We start from the raw sequence: 16,841 nt of genomic DNA on the forward strand, positions 1-16,841 counted from the left end.
TTATTTTGTCATTATTTCTAAATAGCTTTATAGTTAATAAAGTAAGTTAAATTAATTAGTAGAGGGGTGACCAGCGTGGCTAAAATGAAAGATTTTCACCAAAGAATGGATTTTTTAGTTCTTTCAATTTTAATGAATGCTACTGGCAACGCCTTAACAATTTCTACTAATTTAGGGAGTGCAGTTTGGACAGGGTCCTCGGTTAATTTGGCCAATTGGATTCATGTCTCATTGGGCACAACTTTATTTATTTACGGGATCGTTATTACGTTGGTTAATCAACTTTTGCTGGGTCACTTTGATCGGCGCCGCTTTTTTTCCAATTTACTTTACATTGTACCTTTCAGCTATTTAGTCCAAATAATGACGACTGCATGGGATTGGCTAGGTGTCCCTCATCTAGGACTTGGTGCTCGAATCATTTTAGATATTGTTGGTATTCTAACTGTGGCGGCGGCCGTATCGATCTACCAACGTTCGAATATCCTAATGCACCCCAATGACGATTTGTCCTATATTCTTAGATTCAAGTACCTTAATGGCTCAGCAATTTTAGGACAATGGGCAAGTTACACGCCACCAATTATTATTACGATAATTTCATTTATTGCGACCGGCCAACTTAAAGCGATTGGTTTTGGTACAATTTTGGCATTAGTAGCTCAAGATGCAATCATGAATTGGTCTGATCACCACGTTTTTCCAAGCCTTAAACACCACGTGGATATTTGATAATAAATAAAATTTACCAGTGTATAAAGTTAAGCGCGCTTAATCAATCACAACAAAATAGACGCATAAGGTTGTTTACTAGCCTTATGCGTCTATTTTGTTGGTTATTTTAATTTAACCACTTTTCTAACCATTCGCTAATTTAAAGGCGGCTATTATAAATCAAAAAGCTGATGTAACAAAGATCGCCGTCTGGTAGTGGGTAACCAGAGTTTTGGTTGGTTCCATCATTTTCATGTAGAACAACAAATTCGCCACTACCATAATCCTGTTTATTCAAATACGTGACTAATTTTTCATCGCATTCAGCTAATGTTTTGCCGGTTACAATCCGTTTGTTCCAACCACGATGAATTTCGTTGTTTATGTTCATATTCATAATTAATTCCCCCAAATGTAAATTTATATTAAAGTAAGTTGTTGACCTAATTCTGGCATAGCCATTAAATCAGTGGCACTCAAATCATGAACGATTTTATGTTGTTCGTTAAAGATAACAAACCGACTGGCACACTGTTTGATTTGATTGTAATCATGGCTGGCAATCAAGATTGTTTTTCCAGCCTGATTGAGTTGGGTTAGTAAATCTAAGATTTGTTGTTGCGCAATTGGTGTTAGGCCGCTCAATGGCTCGTCTAAGATTAAAACACTGGGATTTAGAGCCAAGACACTGGCCAAAGCGACACGTTTTTTTTCACCTCCAGAAAGATGGTAGGGAACACGATCGCGAAACTCACTACAACCAGTTAGTGTTAGGCAATCCGTAACCCGTTGTTCAATTTCAGCCGCTGACAGGGCTAATTGTTTAGGGCCAAAAGCGACTTCATCGGCTACAGTTAGATTAAATAATTGGACGTCACTATTTTGAAAGACAAAACCAACCTGTTGGTGGAACGTTTGCCGTCTTTTAGCGTTTTTTAAGAAAGTCGTATCGATTAGTGCATTGTTGAAATAATAAGTACCACTACTAGCTGTTTTTAAACCACTTAGAATGTTAAACAGTGTTGATTTACCAGAACCATTGGGGCCCATGAAACAAACAAATTCACCAGCTTTGATTTGTAGATTAATATCATTTAGGCCACAAGTAGCTGGATAATTATAGTTTAAGTGCTGCACAGTTAACATTAAAATTAGCTCCCCAAAAAGAATAGTAGACCGAATAAAGTGGCGCCCAGTAACAAAACGAGATTATCGCGCCAGTGGTGAGTAGATCCAGCTTCTTTTTGATAGTCACCTGTGAAACCACGTGCCTCCATTGCGGCATATAAGGCCAAAGCATAATCGTGGGTCTTTAGGTAAAGTATACCAAAAAGTTGGCCGATCGTTTGGTACGGGTGGGCCGTTTTACCCACCGATCGCAAGGTGACGGCCTCCAGTAGGCCTAATAAATATTCGGCCAGTAGTTTTAAGTAGGTGATGGTGATAGCAACAGTAAAGATTAGACCATTAGGGCAGTGTAGTTGTTTAAGGGCAGTTATAAGCGCCGTAAAGGTTGTCGTTGTCCGGTAGTAACTAAGATTTAATAGAATTAGACAAGTTCGGCCAAAGAAAAATAGTGCGTTTTGGTCGGGAAGTAGCAGAAAGCTTGGTAAAACGAGTAGGCCAGCAAATAAACTACTAATGACTGTTTGTCGAATAATCTTTTTTAAGTAAACAGGCGGTAGCGCTAATAGAAGGCTCAAGTTGCAAACTAAAATTAACCACGCTATAAATGGATTCTGGTTTAAAGAAATTAACAAAACAGTGCTCAAAGTGATTAATAATTTAACCTGCGGCGCCAACCATCCTTTAAGGGGTTGGTGTTTGGTATCGGCCTCTTGAGCAAACCGCCGTAATAGCTGGCTTAGCCGCTGACTATTTTGCTGTAGAAAGGAGCGACCGCCACGTTTAGGGGCGATAACGCGCGTTTCCTGTAGCCAACTTGGTAGCTCAACTTTCTTTGTTTTGATCATAATGAATCACCCGAACAAATAGGAAAAAGATAAGTAAGACGGTTACGGCAGATAAAATATACCCAATTGGCAGCGGAACACCCCTAATAGTGTAATTATTAAAGAGTGCATTGAAATGAAGGCCATGACTGATACCACTTGGCGCGTGAGTGGCCAGGTGGGCAGTCTGCAAGCGTTGCTGTAATTCTGTTTTATTCCACTCACCCCAGGCCGTTCCAGAGGCGATTAAACCAAGTGGCGAAAGGATGGCCAGGCCGGCTAATAGGCCGTAAATTGCTTTAGTGTGTACTTTAGTATTTTTAGTTGCTGCATGATAAATACTGTCTGGCGCTGCCTTCTTGATAAATTGGAAGACCAAGACAGTGAAAGCTGCCTCAACCCAACCAACAATAAGTAAATGGGCCGTTAGCATGGCAGGGACTGCAATATTCAATCCATAGGGACAGTAAAGCGGTATTCCCTGCTGATTGTGAAATAGAAGTGGCTGTAAACCGAGCTCAATTCCGGCAACTAAAGCCGCGAGATTGATACCAACGTAAGCACCAACGGCTAGACCTATTTTTTCATGGTGTAATCGGCGGCCAATTAAATAGCAGGCATAACCGACAAAAGGCATGATGAAAGCCATATTAAAGGCGTTAGCACCAAAAGCTAAAATCCCACCGTCACCAAATAATAGTGCTTGTAGGAGGAAAGTGCTAAACAGGCCGCCCAGGGTCCCAAAAGCACCGCGAGTAAAGTTCCCCCAACAGCGTGGGCGGTGGTTCCGCCTGGAATCGGTAAATTAAACATCATGATCAAAAAGGCCAATGAAGCCGCCACGCCTAGCAGTGGAATGGTTTCTTTTTTTTCTTTAATTTGGGCTTTCACTTTTAAAACTGAAACTGTCCAAATTGGTGTCATAACGGCGATTAGTGTACCGCACGTTGTTGGACTCAAATAATTATCGGGAATATGCAATTTAGTAAGCTCCTTATCCAATAGTACTAAGGTTTAATTAGCAATATGATCGATGAGGTAGCTGATATCGGTAATAATAAATTTATGATTTTTGGTGGTAAGAGCGCCATCGTTTTTGAGTTCATTTAACATTCGGTTAACACTACTACGCGAACTAATACCGCAAAAGCCGGCAATGTCATCGTTTGTGACGATAAAATCAATCAGGATTCCTTCCGGGACTTGGCGGCCAAATAAATCAATTAAACTGTAGATAAAAGCACAAACAGCTCCCTTTTTTCCGTTCATAACCATTCGTTGTGAGCGGAAAATATTTTCGGAGAGCTTTTTTCGATAATAGTTTTTAACGTAATTCTGTAATTCCAAATTTGCGTTGACGTAATTCCAAAAAGTGACGCGGTCAACTTGATAAAACGTTGCTTCGTCGGATTCTATTCGTACATTAAATGGTTGATCGGTGTATTTTGAAACTTCATCGCGCAATAATGAAATGACATCTGGTTTGACGATGTAAGAAAGATTAAATTCACGACCATCCTGCAAGATAATACTATTTTTAATAATACCTTGTTTCAAAATGTAGGTGTAGTGCTCGGCAAGTCCATGGTAAGTGAGATACGTATGTCGTTTTTTGTTAATTATCGGAACGTGGTGTTCATCTAAATAATTCATTAAGTACTCAATATCAGTTAATACCATTCGTCGTCATTCTTTCATGTAAGTTTTGGTTAGTCAGGAACAATTCGTTTATTACTGCACCGCCAAAACTACAATTACTTCTGTATCATACCCGTTTCAGTAAATTTGGCGACAGCATTTAAAGTATACATTTGTTAACCAGTTTTGAAAACGCCAAAGGTAGCAGACAAACTAAAAAAAGATGAGTATAACAAAGCTTGCATGTAAATTTTATAGAGGAAGAGGATGTCATTTCATGGTAGCAATTGATTTGCCATATGATAAGACGACAATTACTGCAAAAATTGCGGATGAAAATTTTGCGGGAAAACTTGTCTCAAAAGCGGCTACTTATAAAAATAAATTATCAGAAAATGAAACCGTTGACCGTTCATTAGATAATCCGATCGGTTCAGAAAGCCTAGAAACTTTAGCGACCGGTAAGAAGAACATTGTCATTATTAGTTCGGATCATACGCGCCCAGTTCCATCACATATTATTACGCCAATTTTATTGCGTCGTTTACGAAGTGTGGCGCCAGATGCTCGAATTCGTATTTTAGTAGCAACTGGTTTTCACCGACCTTCAACCCATGAGGAATTAGTTAATAAATACGGTGCAGAGATTGTTGCTAACGAAGAGATTGTGATGCATGTTTCCACTGATGATAGTTCGATGGTTAAAATTGGCCAACTACCCTCTGGCGGAGATTGCATTATTAACCGGGTAGCTGCCGAGGCTGATTTGTTAATTTCTGAAGGCTTTATTGAATCGCACTTTTTTGCCGGTTTTTCTGGTGGCAGAAAGTCCGTTTTACCAGGTGTTGCATCGTATAAAACAATTATGGCGAACCATTCTGGTGAATTTATTAATTCTAATAAGGCCCGAACGGGTAATTTAATGCATAATCCGATTCATAAAGATATGGTTTACGCTGCACGAACCGCTAAATTGGCCTTTATTATCAACGTTGTGTTGGATGAAGATAAAAAAATTATTGGTTCTTTTGCCGGTGATATGGAGGCCGCACATAAAGTGGGTTGTGAATTTGTTCGCGATTTATCTAGTGTGAAAAAGATTCCTAGTGATATTACGATCTCTACCAATGGTGGTTTTCCATTGGATCAGAATATTTATCAGGCCGTTAAAGGAATGACGGCCGCGGAAGCAACCAACAAAGAAAACGGCACGATTATTATGGTGGCCGGTGCTCGTGATGGTCATGGTGGCGATGGTTTTTACCATAATTTAGCTGACGTAGATGATCCAAAAGATTTTTTGGACCAAGCAATTAATACACCACGTCTAAAGACTATCCCTGACCAATGGACTGCCCAAATTTTTGCCCGAATTCTGGTTCATCATCACGTTATATTTGTCTCTGACCTAGTTGATCCGGAATTAATTACTTCAATGCACATGGATTTGGCGACTTCTTTGGATCAAGCTTTAGAAATGGCGTATCAACGTGAAGGCCAGGATTCAAAAGTTGTTGTTATTCCGGATGGCTTAGGCGTTATTGTTCGTTAGTTGGTGTAATTATGGATAAAAAGGCTTTACAAGAATTACTACAACAAGTTGCCAATGGAAAAACGAGCGCAGAAGTCGCTGCGGCGAGTTTAGAAAAACAATCTTTTACCGATATTGGTTTTGCCAACGTTGATTTGGCACGCCAGAAACGTAATGGCTATCCAGAAGTTATTTATGGAGAAGGAAAGACTGCCGAACAGATAGTTGAAATTGCAAAGGTGCTTCAACAACAGACTGCACCGATTTTAGCAACTCGTGTCTCGCCAGAAAAGTTTGGTGCCGTAAAAATTGCCTTGCCTGAGGCAATCTATTATAAAGAAGCACGTTGTACCGTGATTGGAACGGCGCTGCCACAAACGAAAAGCTACATTGCAATCGTAACTGCCGGCACTTCAGACGTGCCAGTTGCCGAAGAGGCGGCAATTACCGCGGAAACGTTTGGTAATCAGGTGGAGCGTGTCTACGATGTCGGCGTGGCTGGAATTCAGCGCCTGTTTGCCCGGTTAGACGTTATTCGTGGTGCGAAGGTCGTGATTGTGATTGCGGGAATGGAAGGCGCCTTGGCCAGTGTTGTTGGTGGTTTGATTAATAAACCATTAATTGCGGTTCCTACTAGTATCGGCTATGGAACTAACTTTGGTGGTTTGACAGCACTCATGACGATGCTTAATAGCTGTGCGTCGGGAATTACAGTTGTTAACGTTGATAATGGCTTTGGTGCGGCCTATTCGGCTAGTATGATCAATCATTTATGATGAGGGAGATTTAGAATGCGAATACTTTATTTAGACGCTTTTTCCGGTATTAGCGGTGATATGTTTATTGGTGCGTTACTTGATTTAGGTGTTGACTTTGAGCAATTTAAGCAAGAATTAGCCAAGTTGGGTGTTCATGGCTACACTTTGAAAAAACAAGAATTAGCTAAGAGTAGTATTTATGGAACGGACTTTGACGTTATTCTTGATCACGAAAAGGATCATGGTTTTGTTGAACGGCATCAAGCAGGCCAGCACCACCAGCATGGGCGGCATTTAGACGAAATTCTTGAATTGATTAAAAATAGTGATTTATCAAAACGTGTTAAAGAACAAGCCAGTGCGGTTTTTTCTGAAATTGCTAAGGCCGAAGCAACCGTTCATCATTTACCGCTCACTGAAGTCCATTTTCACGAAGTTGGCGCGCTTGATTCTATTGTTGATATCGTTGGCTGTTGTATTGCCTTGGAGCTATTAAATGTTGATCAAATTAAGGCCTCTGAATTAGCTGATGGCACTGGCCTTATCCAAGTCGCTCATGGGCAAATGCCCGTTCCAGTGCCGGCGGTTATGCAAATGCGCGTTGGCACCGCTATTCCGATTAAACAGCGGTTGGATGTTAATACGGAGCTGATTACACCGACTGGCATGGGGTTGGTTAAAACACTGGTCACTGATTTTGGACCACTACCAACTGATTTAACGGCGGAAAAAATTGGTTACGGCTTTGGCAAACGTGATACAGGTGGTTTTAATGCCTTACGTGCCATTATTTTTGAAAAAAAAAACTAAGTCAGCAGGAAATTAGTAAAACAGGCGATGAGATTTTACTAATTGAGGCCAACCTCGATGATCAGACCGGTGAGGCGTTAGGTTACGTGATGAATCTACTGCTGGATGCAGGCGCACTTGATGTTTTTTTCACACCGATTCAAATGAAGAAAAATCGGCCAGCCGTTAAACTATCGGTATTAATTAGGCCAATCGAGCGCGCTAAATTTGCGCGCTTGATCCTACAAGAAACAAGCACGATCGGTGTTCGTTATCAGAAATGGCAGCGCACAGTTATGACGCGAAGCTTTGAAAAAGTTACGACAGAATATGGTCAAGTTCGCGTTAAAGTCGCCACCTATGATGATTTAGTTAAACGGACACCTGAATATGAAGATTGCTTAAAATTGGCCCAGAAGCAGCACGTTACGCTAACTGCAGTTTATCAGGCGGCAATTCAGCAATTTCAGTAACTGTATTTTTGAATTTTAAGATAGGATTGGAAATTATTTTTTTAGCAAGCTAGTGGAGCTGTGTTTGGACAACCTTTTTTTAGTATTTACTTGACTAATTTAGTGAAAACAGGGTAACCACAGTAATCTAAACGCTTTTCCAACACTCTTGGGTACACATTAAATTTACGGGAGGAGATCACTTGTTTCATCAATTAGTTGCAGAATTTATGGGGACCGCCTTAATGATTATTTTTGGGGTTGGCGTTCATTGTAGCGAGGTTTTAAAAGGGACTAAGTATCGTGGTTCAGGCCACATTTTTGCTATTACGACTTGGGGATTTGGGATTACGATTTCACTATTTATCTTTGGAAATGTTTGTATTAACCCAGCCATGGTATTAGCGCAGTGTTTGCTAGGCAATCTAAAATGGTCATTATTGCTACCTTATTCACTTGCCGAAGTATTTGGTGGAGTTGTCGGTGCCATGATCGTTTGGGTTATGTACGCCGATCACTTTAAGGCCTCAGAAAACGAAATCTCACCGATTACGATTCGAAACCTCTTCTCTACTGCACCTGCCGTTCGTAATTTACCACGTAATTTCTTTGTGGAATTTTTCGACACGTTTATTTTCATTTCTGGTATCTTGGCCATTTCGCAAATTAAGACGCCGGGTATTGTTCCAATTGGTGTTGGTTTATTAGTTTGGGCGATTGGTATGGGGCTCGGCGGACCAACTGGTTTCGCAATGAACTTGGCCCGCGACATGGGCCCAAGAATTGCGCACGCGTTATTGCCAATTAAAAACAAGGCTAATAGTGACTGGCAGTATGGTATTTTGGTACCTGGTATTGCACCATTTGTTGGCGCGGCCTGTGCTGCTTTATTCATGCACGGATTTTTTAATATTCAATAATTTGATTAAAGGAGAACTTCAAATATGCAAACATTAAACGAAAAAAAACAAACACTAACGACAACTTTAAAGAGCTTAAACCAGGTAACTGTTGCTTTTTCTGGTGGGATTGATAGTACCTTGATTTTAAAAATGGCGCTAGATACACTTGGCAGTGAGAATGTTGTTGCGGTTGTTGCTAACTCAGAATTATTTACGAACGAAGAATTTGATAGGGCCATTTCATTGGCAAAGGAGTTAGGTGCTAACGTCCAAGCAACAACGCTTGACTACTTGGCTAATGATCACATCAAACAGAATCTGGCCGATAGCTGGTACTACGCTAAGCAAATGTTTTATTCACGGTTAACTGAAATTGCTGCTGAAAATGGTTCGACGGCCGTGCTTGATGGCATGATTATGGATGATAAGAATGACTATCGACCAGGTTTACGGGCACGGGATGAAGCAGGTGCTCGTAGCCTTTTACAAGAGGCAGGATTGTACAAAAAGGATGTTCGTGAATTGGCCCAAGAATTAGATTTAACTAACTGGAATAAAGTTGCTTCTTGCTCAGTTTCATCTCGTTTTCCATACGGGACAACGTTAACTTCTGCGACTATTCAACAAGTTATGAAAGCCGAAAAGTACATTCGTGATCTTGGCTTTCCAACTGTTCGCGTTCGTTTTCATGATGACGTTGCTCGAATCGAGATTCCAGAAGCGCGAATTGGTGATTTCTTAGTCTTTAACGAACGAGTTAATAAAGAGTTAATCAAGGATGGTTTTAAGTACGTCGCACTTGATCTCGGTGGCTTCCGCAGCGGTCGAATGAACGATGTTTTATCAAAGAAACAATTAACTCAATTTGCTTAAACTATAATTTGTAATTAAGTTACTTACAGAAAGTGACCTGTTGACAGGTTTTATTTATTCAGGTATGCTCAAGCCATAAAGTAATTTGGAGGTAGTCATTTATGCTATTAGCACACACGCAATTAAACAATTGTTGCTGTGGATCGCGTCTTACGCGACCCACTGATTGGTGTGCCTAAAAATAGTGACTTCCTTTAGGTTAACGTAAAATCAGATAATCGTGTAAGGCGCAGATTCGGTAACTTTGAATCTGCGCCTTTTTGTATCCAATTTTACGAAATACATACTTGAGCAGTTTAGAAAGTGAGGAAATAACGATGTTGGTTAACAGTATTTACCAGACGATTGGGCAGACGCCATTACTACGATTAAAAATGGCCGTTCCCAATGGTAGTCGGATTTACGCGAAGTTAGAGATGTTTAATCCAGGCGGCAGTGTTAAAGATCGTTTAGGAATGGCACTGATTGCTCACGGCCGCGAGATTGGAAAGATTAGTGAAGGGACAACCATCATTGAGCCAACGGCGGGAAACACGGGAATTGGTGTTGCGCTAGCTGCACAGCAGTATCAGCTGCCAGTTAAGCTGGTGGTTCCCGCGAAATTTAGTTTTGAAAAGCAGACACTAATGCGGGCGTTGGGAGCCGAAGTAATCAATACACCAGCAGAGGCCGGTATTAAAGGGGCAATTGCGAAAGCACAAGCATTGGCTAAAGAAATTCCTAATGCTTACGTTCCGCTACAATTTCAAAATCCGGCCAATCCTGATGCTTATTACCAGACACTTGGACCAGAGATTCTAGCTGATTTAGCACAACGGCCAATTAATGCTTTTGTGGCCGGAGCTGGCAGTGGGGGGACCTTTGTTGGAACGGCACGTGCGCTACAGGAACGATATCCTGCAATGCAGGCAATTACTGTGGAACCTGAGGGCTCAATCTTAAACGGTGGTCCTGAGCACGCGCATCGAACTGAAGGAATTGGCGTTGAATTTATCCCACCATTTTTTAAACAAATTCAGGTTGACCAGGTTCAGACAATTAGTGATGTTGCGGCTTTTAAATACGTTAAATGGTTAGCAAAGAACCTTGGTCTATTTGTTGGTAGTTCAAGTGGCGCAGCCTTGGCGGCCAGTTTAAAAGTTGCGGCGGAATTACCAGCCCAATCTACCATCGTGACCGTTTTTCCGGATTCAAGTGAACGTTATTTAAGTAAAAAAATTTACGATTAAAATAGAAGGGGTCATAATTATGAAATTTAATACTAAATTGATTCATGGTGGTATTAGCGAAGATTCAACTACAGGGGCGGTTTCAATTCCGATTTACCGCTCATCAACGTTTCACCAGCATAAAGTTGGCGGTGCACCAAAATGGGAATACGCACGGACGGGTAACCCCACCCGGGCAGCGTTAGAACAATTGATCGCGGATCTGGAACAAGGAACGGCCGGCTTTGCCTTTTCATCTGGATCAGCAGCAATTCACGTGGTTTTCTCACTATTTTCAGCCGGTGATCACATTGTTGTTGGTAATGATGTCTATGGCGGAACCTTTCGTCTAATTAATCAGGTGCTAAAACGTTTTGGTCTAACCTTTACGGTAGTTGATACGCGGGATTTGGCGGCCACTAGTGCTGCAATTCAGAGTAATACTAAAGCAATTTATTTGGAAACACCGACTAATCCGTTGCTACGAATCAGCGATATTCAAGCAATTGCCAGGCTCGCTCAGAAACAAGGCGTGCGCACAATCGTTGATAATACGTTTGCGACACCCTATAATCAAAATCCGCTGGTGCTGGGTGCAGATATTGTGGTCCATAGCGCAACAAAGTACCTTGGCGGGCATAGCGATGTAGTTGCTGGACTAGCGGTCACTAATGATAATCAAATTGCGGAACAGTTGGCCTTTTTACAAAATTCAATCGGCAGTGTGTTAGGGCCGGATGATAGTTGGTTATTGCAGCGTGGTATTAAAACCTTAGGCGTTCGGATGCGTGTTCACCAAGAAAATGCACAAATTATTTATCAGTACCTTGCTAATAACGCTAAGGTGGCAAAAGTTTATTATCCAGGTAATCCGGCTGGAGATGGTTACGCCATTGCAAAAAAACAGATGAACGGCTTTGGCGCAATGCTTTCGTTTGAATTACGGCCTGGGCTGGATCCGAAAAAGTTTGTTGAAAGCCTGCAAATCGTTGACCTTGCAGAAAGTCTTGGTGGTGTGGAAAGCCTAATTGAAATTCCGGCAGTCATGACCCACGGCGCAATTCCCCGGGAAATACGTCTGGAAAATGGTATTCAGGATGAGTTGATTCGCCTATCAGTTGGTTTAGAGGATAGTGCAGATTTACTGGCCGATCTGCAGCAAGCCTTCGCACAGATTTAAAAAGGAGACGAGTGCATGTTTACGGCAGCAAAAGCGATTCAACAACGCGATCCAGCAGCTCATAGCGTGTGGGAAGTTATTTTGACTTATTCTGGCTTTCACGCCTTGGCCTTTTACCGATTGGCACATTGGTTTCAACAGCATAGTCATCACTTATTGGCCGCATTAATTGCACACTGGGGAAAACGAGTAACCGGCGTTGAAATTCACCCCGCCGCTCAAATTGGCCGGCAAGTTTTTATTGATCACGGGACAGGTGTTGTTATTGGTGAAACGGCGGTGATTGGTGATCGGGTGACAATTTTACATAATGTCACGTTGGGTTCACGGCACCTTCAAGCCGGCCGGCGCCACCCAGTTGTTGCTAATGATGTTCTGATTGGTGCAGGTGCACAATTACTAGGTGCAATCCAAATTGGTGCGCACGTAAAGATTGGTGCCGGAACGATTGTTTTAACGGATGTGCCAGCCTATACGACAATTGTGGGTAATCCCGGGAAGCCAGTTGAGCAGCAACGGTTAAAATTAGCGCGGTTAAACTAATTAATTGACCGATATAATTGAATAAAAATGATAGATCTTAAAAGAAATGGTGACTTAAAAGAAAAATGCTTGGCTCATTAAATATTTAAATGAGCTATTAGTGTTTCTAATTGTCACTTTTGAGGTCTATTTTTTTCGTGAATTTAGTTGCTACATGTATTGGGAAGAGTCAGTGGTATAAGGGCTAACCGACAGTGGCTCATTTTTGCAACATTTTTAATCGCGATGCTTGCAGCGTAATAATGAAATGATCTTTGAAAGACTATTTGATCAAATTTGTTCTATTTTAAGCCAATTTATCCTATTAGCTAGCCCGCCCACTCCGTATAATTTAGTTATTAGATTGATAGACCAATTTTATATAAATCGATATTAATCCCTCTAAAATAGACTAGTTAAGCAAAACCAATAGTTATTTTATGATTCTTGTATTGTTTTATCCCAACCTGAGAATTTTACTGACTTAATAAATGTTAGCGGTTTCGTTATGCTTTGGACATAGAAATTAAGGAGGAAATTCAAATGGCAATTGATTGGTTAAAATTACAAGGTAAAACAATTATCGTGACAGGTGGTTCATCGGGTATCGGGGACGCAATTGTTCAGGAATTGATTAATCAAGGAGTTAGCGTGATTAACGCTGATTTAAGAGAAGGACAGTTTAAGGCGGATAACTTAACTTTTATTCAAACTGATGTAACCGATAAGGCGGCGGTTAATGCACTGGTTAAACAAGTTGTGGCTAAATTTAAAACAATTGACGGTTTAGTTAATAACGCCGGAATTAATTTACCTCGTTTGCTAGTCGATGCCAAACAGGCAGATGGACAATATGAGTTAAATGAAGCCGCATTTAATAAAATGTTTACGGTTAACGTTAAGAGTGTCTTCTTGATGTCCCAAGCAGTCGGCCGTATTTTAGCCGCGAAACATGAAGGCGTTATCGTTAATATGTCTTCCGAAGCCGGGTTAGAAGGTTCACAAGGCCAAAGTGTTTATTCGGCCACAAAAGGTGCAATTAATGGATTTACACGCTCATGGGCTAAGGAATTAGGCGAATTTAACGTGCGCGTTGTTGGTATTGCGCCAGGCATCATGGAAGCAACTGGTTTACGGACACCTTCATACGAAGAGGCGCTGGCTTATACAAGACATAAAACAGTTGAACAATTACGGGCTGGTTACAAGAGTACAACTACGACACCATTAGGACGTAGTGGACGTTTATCAGAAGTTGCTGATGTAGTTTGTTACTATCTTTCTGACAAGGCAAGCTATATTACCGGTGTTACAACAAATGTGGCGGGAGGTAAGTCTCGCGGATAAAAAGATGTGGAGGGAAACTAGGTGGATAATCAAGATTATCGGTTGTTAAAACGATTTATTACGCATGATTCGGTTTCCCTTGCCGAATTAATTACGCTTGAGAATATTTCCCAAAAGACATTACAAAAACGAATTACCCGGTTAAATACGATTTTGATTGGAATTGCTCAAATTAAAGAGCGGCATGGGCGTTACTACCTTCAGATTATTGATTATCACGCACTTAGTCATTTACAAGTTAATTATTTACGCGAATCACTGGACTTCAATGATAGTGAAAAGCGCCAGGCCTTTATTCTTCGCCAATTAGTTGAAACCAAGGGCTACCTAATTCAGGATGATTTGGCGGATAAATTAACAATCAGTAAGGGTACGCTGAGTAAGGATTTAGTTAAGCTGAAACAAACGTTGCAATATTATGAAGCCACGATTGTATCGGTATCCAATCACGGTATTAAATTGCGACTAGGACAACAATACCAACTACCAATTATTTTACTAAATGAAACTTACGATTATTTTTCTTCCGAATATCGATTGGATGAAAAGATAAAATCACTGATCGATCGAATTGGAAAAACAACAGAAACGGTTCGCTTGAAAAAATTTACGGCAGTACTTTGCTATTTGTGGCAATTGGGTTATCGTTTTGACGAAACAATTCCACACTACACTAATTTAGTTAGACTAACGCCGGCAGTACAACAGCTAACAATGGCATTAGGCAAATTGCGGCAAGAACCATTAACTGAAAATGAAAAGGATTTATTGTATTATCCCTTAAATCTTAAATATTCGGATTTACTGGATAAGAAATTAGTTGAATGTGCGGTCAAAGAGAACTGGGCCTTAATCGAGATCATTCAACAGCAAATTGAAACACACATTCAGGTCAATTTAGACTATCAACACTTTCATGAGCAAATTAAGTATCACCTATTATTCTTGTGTAATCGCGCTATTTTCACGACGCCGGCAAGTGATATTTTTACTAACGAAATTGTTAAAAATTATCCAGTGGCGGCCGAGTTAGCACTGATTTCACTTACGACACTAGAACAGCAATTAGGCGTCATCATTAATTCAGTCGAGGCTAATTATTTAGCAATTTATTTTCAATTAGCGCTGGATGATACACAAGATTTTTTACCAGCAGTTCAAACAGTCGGTCTAGTCGGAAATATCGGGATTGGTGCTCAACAATTTTTAAAGAAGCAATTGGCCGAAGTTTTTGCGGATCAAATTAAAGTAGTGGCAATTCATGATTTGGCCAAGCTAAAGCAACCTGATTTGAATTTTTTACTAATATTCTCCGATCGACCACTGGATTTAGGTGGAAATTACACGCCAGTTGTTCGGGTAGATGAACTATTTAGAACCGAAGAACTCAGTACTAAGATTACGATTTCGTTAGTTCAGCGGGCAATTCAGGCCAAATCGTGTACTTTTGCAGTTAATTATTTGGCCCCAGCAACGACGACTTACCGCGAGTTGGTTGATCAAATGATTGATCAAGAGACGGAAAAGGGTCATTTAGCGGCTAGTTTTAAACGAATTTGGCATAAGCGTGAGTTGTTGGGCAGTAGTATTTTTGAAAACGGTGTTGCCATTCCCCACGCGATTAATGAGGTAAAAAAACAGCAAATTTGTTTAAGTGTTGGTATTTTGAAGGAGCCATTTAAGGCTGGTAAACGTGAAGTTCGGTTTATCTTTTTGATTGGCATTCCCCAAAATTTAAATCAACAACTAAATCGTGTACTAGATATTATTTATGATTTTATTTTCAATTTAGTTCACCAAAAGGATATCCTGCAAAATTTATTACACTACCAAATCGATCAACCGATTGACCAGTTAATGGAGGGAATTTAGATGTCAAACTTAGTTATACTTATTATCTTTATCTTTTTAGCATTCTTGTTTCAAGCGGCATTGGGTTTCCTCCAGGTTCGTAATTTTGCCAAACATTACGGCCAGTTACGACGGCGTGGTCGGGTTCTGATCGGACGTAATCCAAAAAGATTACAGGCAGGAACGTTACTTTTAATTGCGCTAGATGGCAACAACGTAATTAAAAGTTGCCAAGTAATGAAAGGGATTACAATATTTGCTCACTTTAAAGAAATTAAACGTTTTAATGGGCAGTCATTTATTGAATTAGTTACGGATTATACGCAACTTCATCAAGAAAACCGTTTAATTCGCCAGTGTCTTTTGAACGCTTATCAAACATTGATTAAGTACCAGAATGGCACTTTGGCCGAACGTGATTTTTCAGGTCAAACGAATTTCTTTGAGTTACCACTGGTGACCTATTTCAGAAGTAAAATCAATCATTTTCAGGGTAGATTAAAGAAAGAAGGAATTATGAAATGAAATATATTACTGGTTTTGCTTCCGGTTTTATGAACCTATTTCAAACTGGTGGTAAAACGTTTATTACTTGGATGTCGACGATCATTCCAGTTGTCTTGCTATTATTAGTTCTGATGAATACCATTATTTCCTTTTTAGGCGAAGAGCGAATGGAAAAATTGGCCAAGGCTTCATCAAGAAATCCCATCACACGCTACATGATTTTACCGTTTTTGGCAGCGTTCATGTTAGGTAATCCCATGTCATTTTCATTAGGCCGTTTTATGCCAGAATTCTATAAGCCTAGCTATTACGCGGCTTTAGCTCAGTTTAACCACACAAGTAACGGGGTTTTTCCACACATCAATCCAGGTGAATTATTTATTTGGTTAGGAATTGCGCAGGGTGTCCAAAAATTAGGCTTAAACACGATGGATTTGGCCGTTCGTTATTTGCTTGTTGGTTTAGTGATGAACTTCATTGGTGGCTGGGTTACTGATTTTACGACCGCTTATGTTTGTAAGACAAGCGGGGTAATCCTTTCTAAAGAAGTTAAGTTGTCGGTTAAAGAACAGGGAGAAACGGATGCTGCGTAGATTAGGTTAAAAACACGTTAGGAG

General features: G+C 40.5%; 18 protein-coding genes and 1 pseudogene. 14 read left to right on the forward strand and 5 right to left on the reverse strand.

Annotated features, from left to right (window positions below):
* Window positions 1-75 precede the first annotated feature (75 nt).
* A complete protein-coding gene (locus AYR53_RS03305; RefSeq protein ID WP_068279423.1) occupies window positions 76-732 on the forward strand; it encodes a DUF6198 family protein in 657 nt (218 codons plus the stop codon).
* A gap of 142 nt (window positions 733-874) precedes the next feature.
* Here AYR53_RS03305 and AYR53_RS03310 read toward each other — a convergent pair whose 3' ends face one another.
* The 5 genes and pseudogenes from AYR53_RS03310 to AYR53_RS03330 form a co-directional block, all read right to left on the reverse strand.
* Entirely contained in the window at window positions 875-1,111 is a 237-nt protein-coding gene (locus tag AYR53_RS03310) for a hypothetical protein (protein WP_068225873.1), read from the reverse strand.
* 23 nt (window positions 1,112-1,134) lie between these two features.
* The gene (locus AYR53_RS03315) at window positions 1,135-1,860 is read right to left on the reverse strand and encodes an energy-coupling factor ABC transporter ATP-binding protein (protein WP_068225872.1); all 726 of its coding nucleotides are present in this window, start codon (window positions 1,858-1,860) and stop codon (window positions 1,135-1,137) included.
* A gap of 5 nt (window positions 1,861-1,865) precedes the next feature.
* Window positions 1,866-2,687, reverse strand: coding sequence for an energy-coupling factor transporter transmembrane component T (locus tag AYR53_RS03320; protein ID WP_068279420.1), 822 nt, complete (start codon window positions 2,685-2,687; stop codon window positions 1,866-1,868).
* Window positions 2,665-3,647 (reverse strand): annotated as a pseudogene (gene cbiM, locus AYR53_RS03325) (cobalt transporter CbiM). Before cbiM ends, AYR53_RS03320 begins: the two are co-directional and overlap by 23 nt.
* A gap of 33 nt (window positions 3,648-3,680) precedes the next feature.
* Window positions 3,681-4,346: a Crp/Fnr family transcriptional regulator gene (locus AYR53_RS03330; RefSeq protein WP_068225869.1), complete on the reverse strand. Its 666-nt coding sequence runs from the start codon at window positions 4,344-4,346 to the stop codon at window positions 3,681-3,683.
* Window positions 4,347-4,581: 235 nt separating this feature from the next.
* Between AYR53_RS03330 and larA the strand changes: the two genes are divergently transcribed.
* The 13 genes from larA to srlA all read left to right on the forward strand — a co-directional run bounded on the left by larA (window position 4,582) and on the right by srlA (window position 16,817).
* A complete protein-coding gene (gene larA / locus AYR53_RS03335) occupies window positions 4,582-5,856 on the forward strand; it encodes a nickel-dependent lactate racemase (protein WP_068225868.1) in 1,275 nt (424 codons plus the stop codon).
* Between the two features lie 11 nt (window positions 5,857-5,867).
* Window positions 5,868-6,611, forward strand: a complete 744-nt coding sequence (gene larB / locus AYR53_RS03340; protein ID WP_068225867.1) for a nickel pincer cofactor biosynthesis protein LarB — start codon at window positions 5,868-5,870, stop codon at window positions 6,609-6,611.
* 15 nt (window positions 6,612-6,626) lie between these two features.
* The gene (gene larC / locus AYR53_RS13845) at window positions 6,627-7,403 is read left to right on the forward strand and encodes a nickel pincer cofactor biosynthesis protein LarC (RefSeq protein ID WP_068279418.1); all 777 of its coding nucleotides are present in this window, start codon (window positions 6,627-6,629) and stop codon (window positions 7,401-7,403) included.
* A gap of 41 nt (window positions 7,404-7,444) precedes the next feature.
* Complete coding sequence (gene larC2 / locus AYR53_RS13850) at window positions 7,445-7,855, forward strand: nickel pincer cofactor biosynthesis protein LarC2 (protein ID WP_272481867.1); 411 nt, start codon at window positions 7,445-7,447, stop codon at window positions 7,853-7,855.
* Window positions 7,856-8,037: 182 nt separating this feature from the next.
* Window positions 8,038-8,754 (forward strand): D/L-lactic acid transporter LarD, encoded by a 717-nt coding sequence (larD, locus tag AYR53_RS03355; RefSeq protein ID WP_068225864.1) that lies wholly within the window; start codon window positions 8,038-8,040, stop codon window positions 8,752-8,754.
* Between the two features lie 24 nt (window positions 8,755-8,778).
* On the forward strand, window positions 8,779-9,609 hold the full coding sequence (gene larE, locus AYR53_RS03360) for an ATP-dependent sacrificial sulfur transferase LarE (RefSeq protein WP_068279415.1): 831 nt from the start codon (window positions 8,779-8,781) through the stop codon (window positions 9,607-9,609).
* 317 nt (window positions 9,610-9,926) lie between these two features.
* A complete protein-coding gene (locus AYR53_RS03365; protein ID WP_068477241.1) occupies window positions 9,927-10,838 on the forward strand; it encodes a PLP-dependent cysteine synthase family protein in 912 nt (303 codons plus the stop codon).
* A 19-nt stretch (window positions 10,839-10,857) separates the two neighbouring features.
* A complete protein-coding gene (locus AYR53_RS03370; RefSeq protein ID WP_068225862.1) occupies window positions 10,858-11,997 on the forward strand; it encodes a trans-sulfuration enzyme family protein in 1,140 nt (379 codons plus the stop codon).
* A gap of 15 nt (window positions 11,998-12,012) precedes the next feature.
* Window positions 12,013-12,540, forward strand: coding sequence for a serine O-acetyltransferase EpsC (gene epsC, locus AYR53_RS03375; protein ID WP_068225861.1), 528 nt, complete (start codon window positions 12,013-12,015; stop codon window positions 12,538-12,540).
* A gap of 522 nt (window positions 12,541-13,062) precedes the next feature.
* Entirely contained in the window at window positions 13,063-13,866 is an 804-nt protein-coding gene (locus AYR53_RS03380) for an SDR family oxidoreductase (protein WP_068225860.1), read from the forward strand.
* A gap of 21 nt (window positions 13,867-13,887) precedes the next feature.
* Window positions 13,888-15,738: a BglG family transcription antiterminator gene (locus tag AYR53_RS03385; protein WP_068225859.1), complete on the forward strand. Its 1,851-nt coding sequence runs from the start codon at window positions 13,888-13,890 to the stop codon at window positions 15,736-15,738.
* Window positions 15,739-16,242 (forward strand): transcriptional regulator GutM, encoded by a 504-nt coding sequence (locus tag AYR53_RS03390; RefSeq protein ID WP_068225858.1) that lies wholly within the window; start codon window positions 15,739-15,741, stop codon window positions 16,240-16,242.
* Window positions 16,239-16,817, forward strand: a complete 579-nt coding sequence (srlA, locus tag AYR53_RS03395) for a PTS glucitol/sorbitol transporter subunit IIC (RefSeq protein ID WP_068225857.1) — start codon at window positions 16,239-16,241, stop codon at window positions 16,815-16,817. Before AYR53_RS03390 ends, srlA begins: the two co-directional genes overlap by 4 nt.
* Window positions 16,818-16,841 lie beyond the last annotated feature (24 nt).

It is taken from the genome of Loigolactobacillus backii (assembly GCF_001663675.1).
GTDB lineage: Bacteria > Bacillota > Bacilli > Lactobacillales > Lactobacillaceae > Loigolactobacillus > Loigolactobacillus backii.

Coding starts and splice junctions, on each gene's coding strand:
- AYR53_RS03310 (WP_068225873.1), bottom strand. CDS start 1,111: ATGAATATGAACATAAACAACGAAATTCATCGTGGTTGGAACAAACGG.
- AYR53_RS03315 (WP_068225872.1), bottom strand. CDS start 1,860: ATGTTAACTGTGCAGCACTTAAACTATAATTATCCAGCTACTTGTGGC.
- AYR53_RS03320 (WP_068279420.1), bottom strand. CDS start 2,687: ATGATCAAAACAAAGAAAGTTGAGCTACCAAGTTGGCTACAGGAAACG.
- AYR53_RS03330 (WP_068225869.1), bottom strand. CDS start 4,346: ATGGTATTAACTGATATTGAGTACTTAATGAATTATTTAGATGAACAC.
- larA (WP_068225868.1), top strand. CDS start 4,582: ATGGTAGCAATTGATTTGCCATATGATAAGACGACAATTACTGCAAAA.
- larB (WP_068225867.1), top strand. CDS start 5,868: ATGGATAAAAAGGCTTTACAAGAATTACTACAACAAGTTGCCAATGGA.
- larC (WP_068279418.1), top strand. CDS start 6,627: ATGCGAATACTTTATTTAGACGCTTTTTCCGGTATTAGCGGTGATATG.
- larE (WP_068279415.1), top strand. CDS start 8,779: ATGCAAACATTAAACGAAAAAAAACAAACACTAACGACAACTTTAAAG.
- AYR53_RS03365 (WP_068477241.1), top strand. CDS start 9,927: ATGTTGGTTAACAGTATTTACCAGACGATTGGGCAGACGCCATTACTA.
- AYR53_RS03370 (WP_068225862.1), top strand. CDS start 10,858: ATGAAATTTAATACTAAATTGATTCATGGTGGTATTAGCGAAGATTCA.
- epsC (WP_068225861.1), top strand. CDS start 12,013: ATGTTTACGGCAGCAAAAGCGATTCAACAACGCGATCCAGCAGCTCAT.
- AYR53_RS03380 (WP_068225860.1), top strand. CDS start 13,063: ATGGCAATTGATTGGTTAAAATTACAAGGTAAAACAATTATCGTGACA.
- AYR53_RS03390 (WP_068225858.1), top strand. CDS start 15,739: ATGTCAAACTTAGTTATACTTATTATCTTTATCTTTTTAGCATTCTTG.
- srlA (WP_068225857.1), top strand. CDS start 16,239: ATGAAATATATTACTGGTTTTGCTTCCGGTTTTATGAACCTATTTCAA.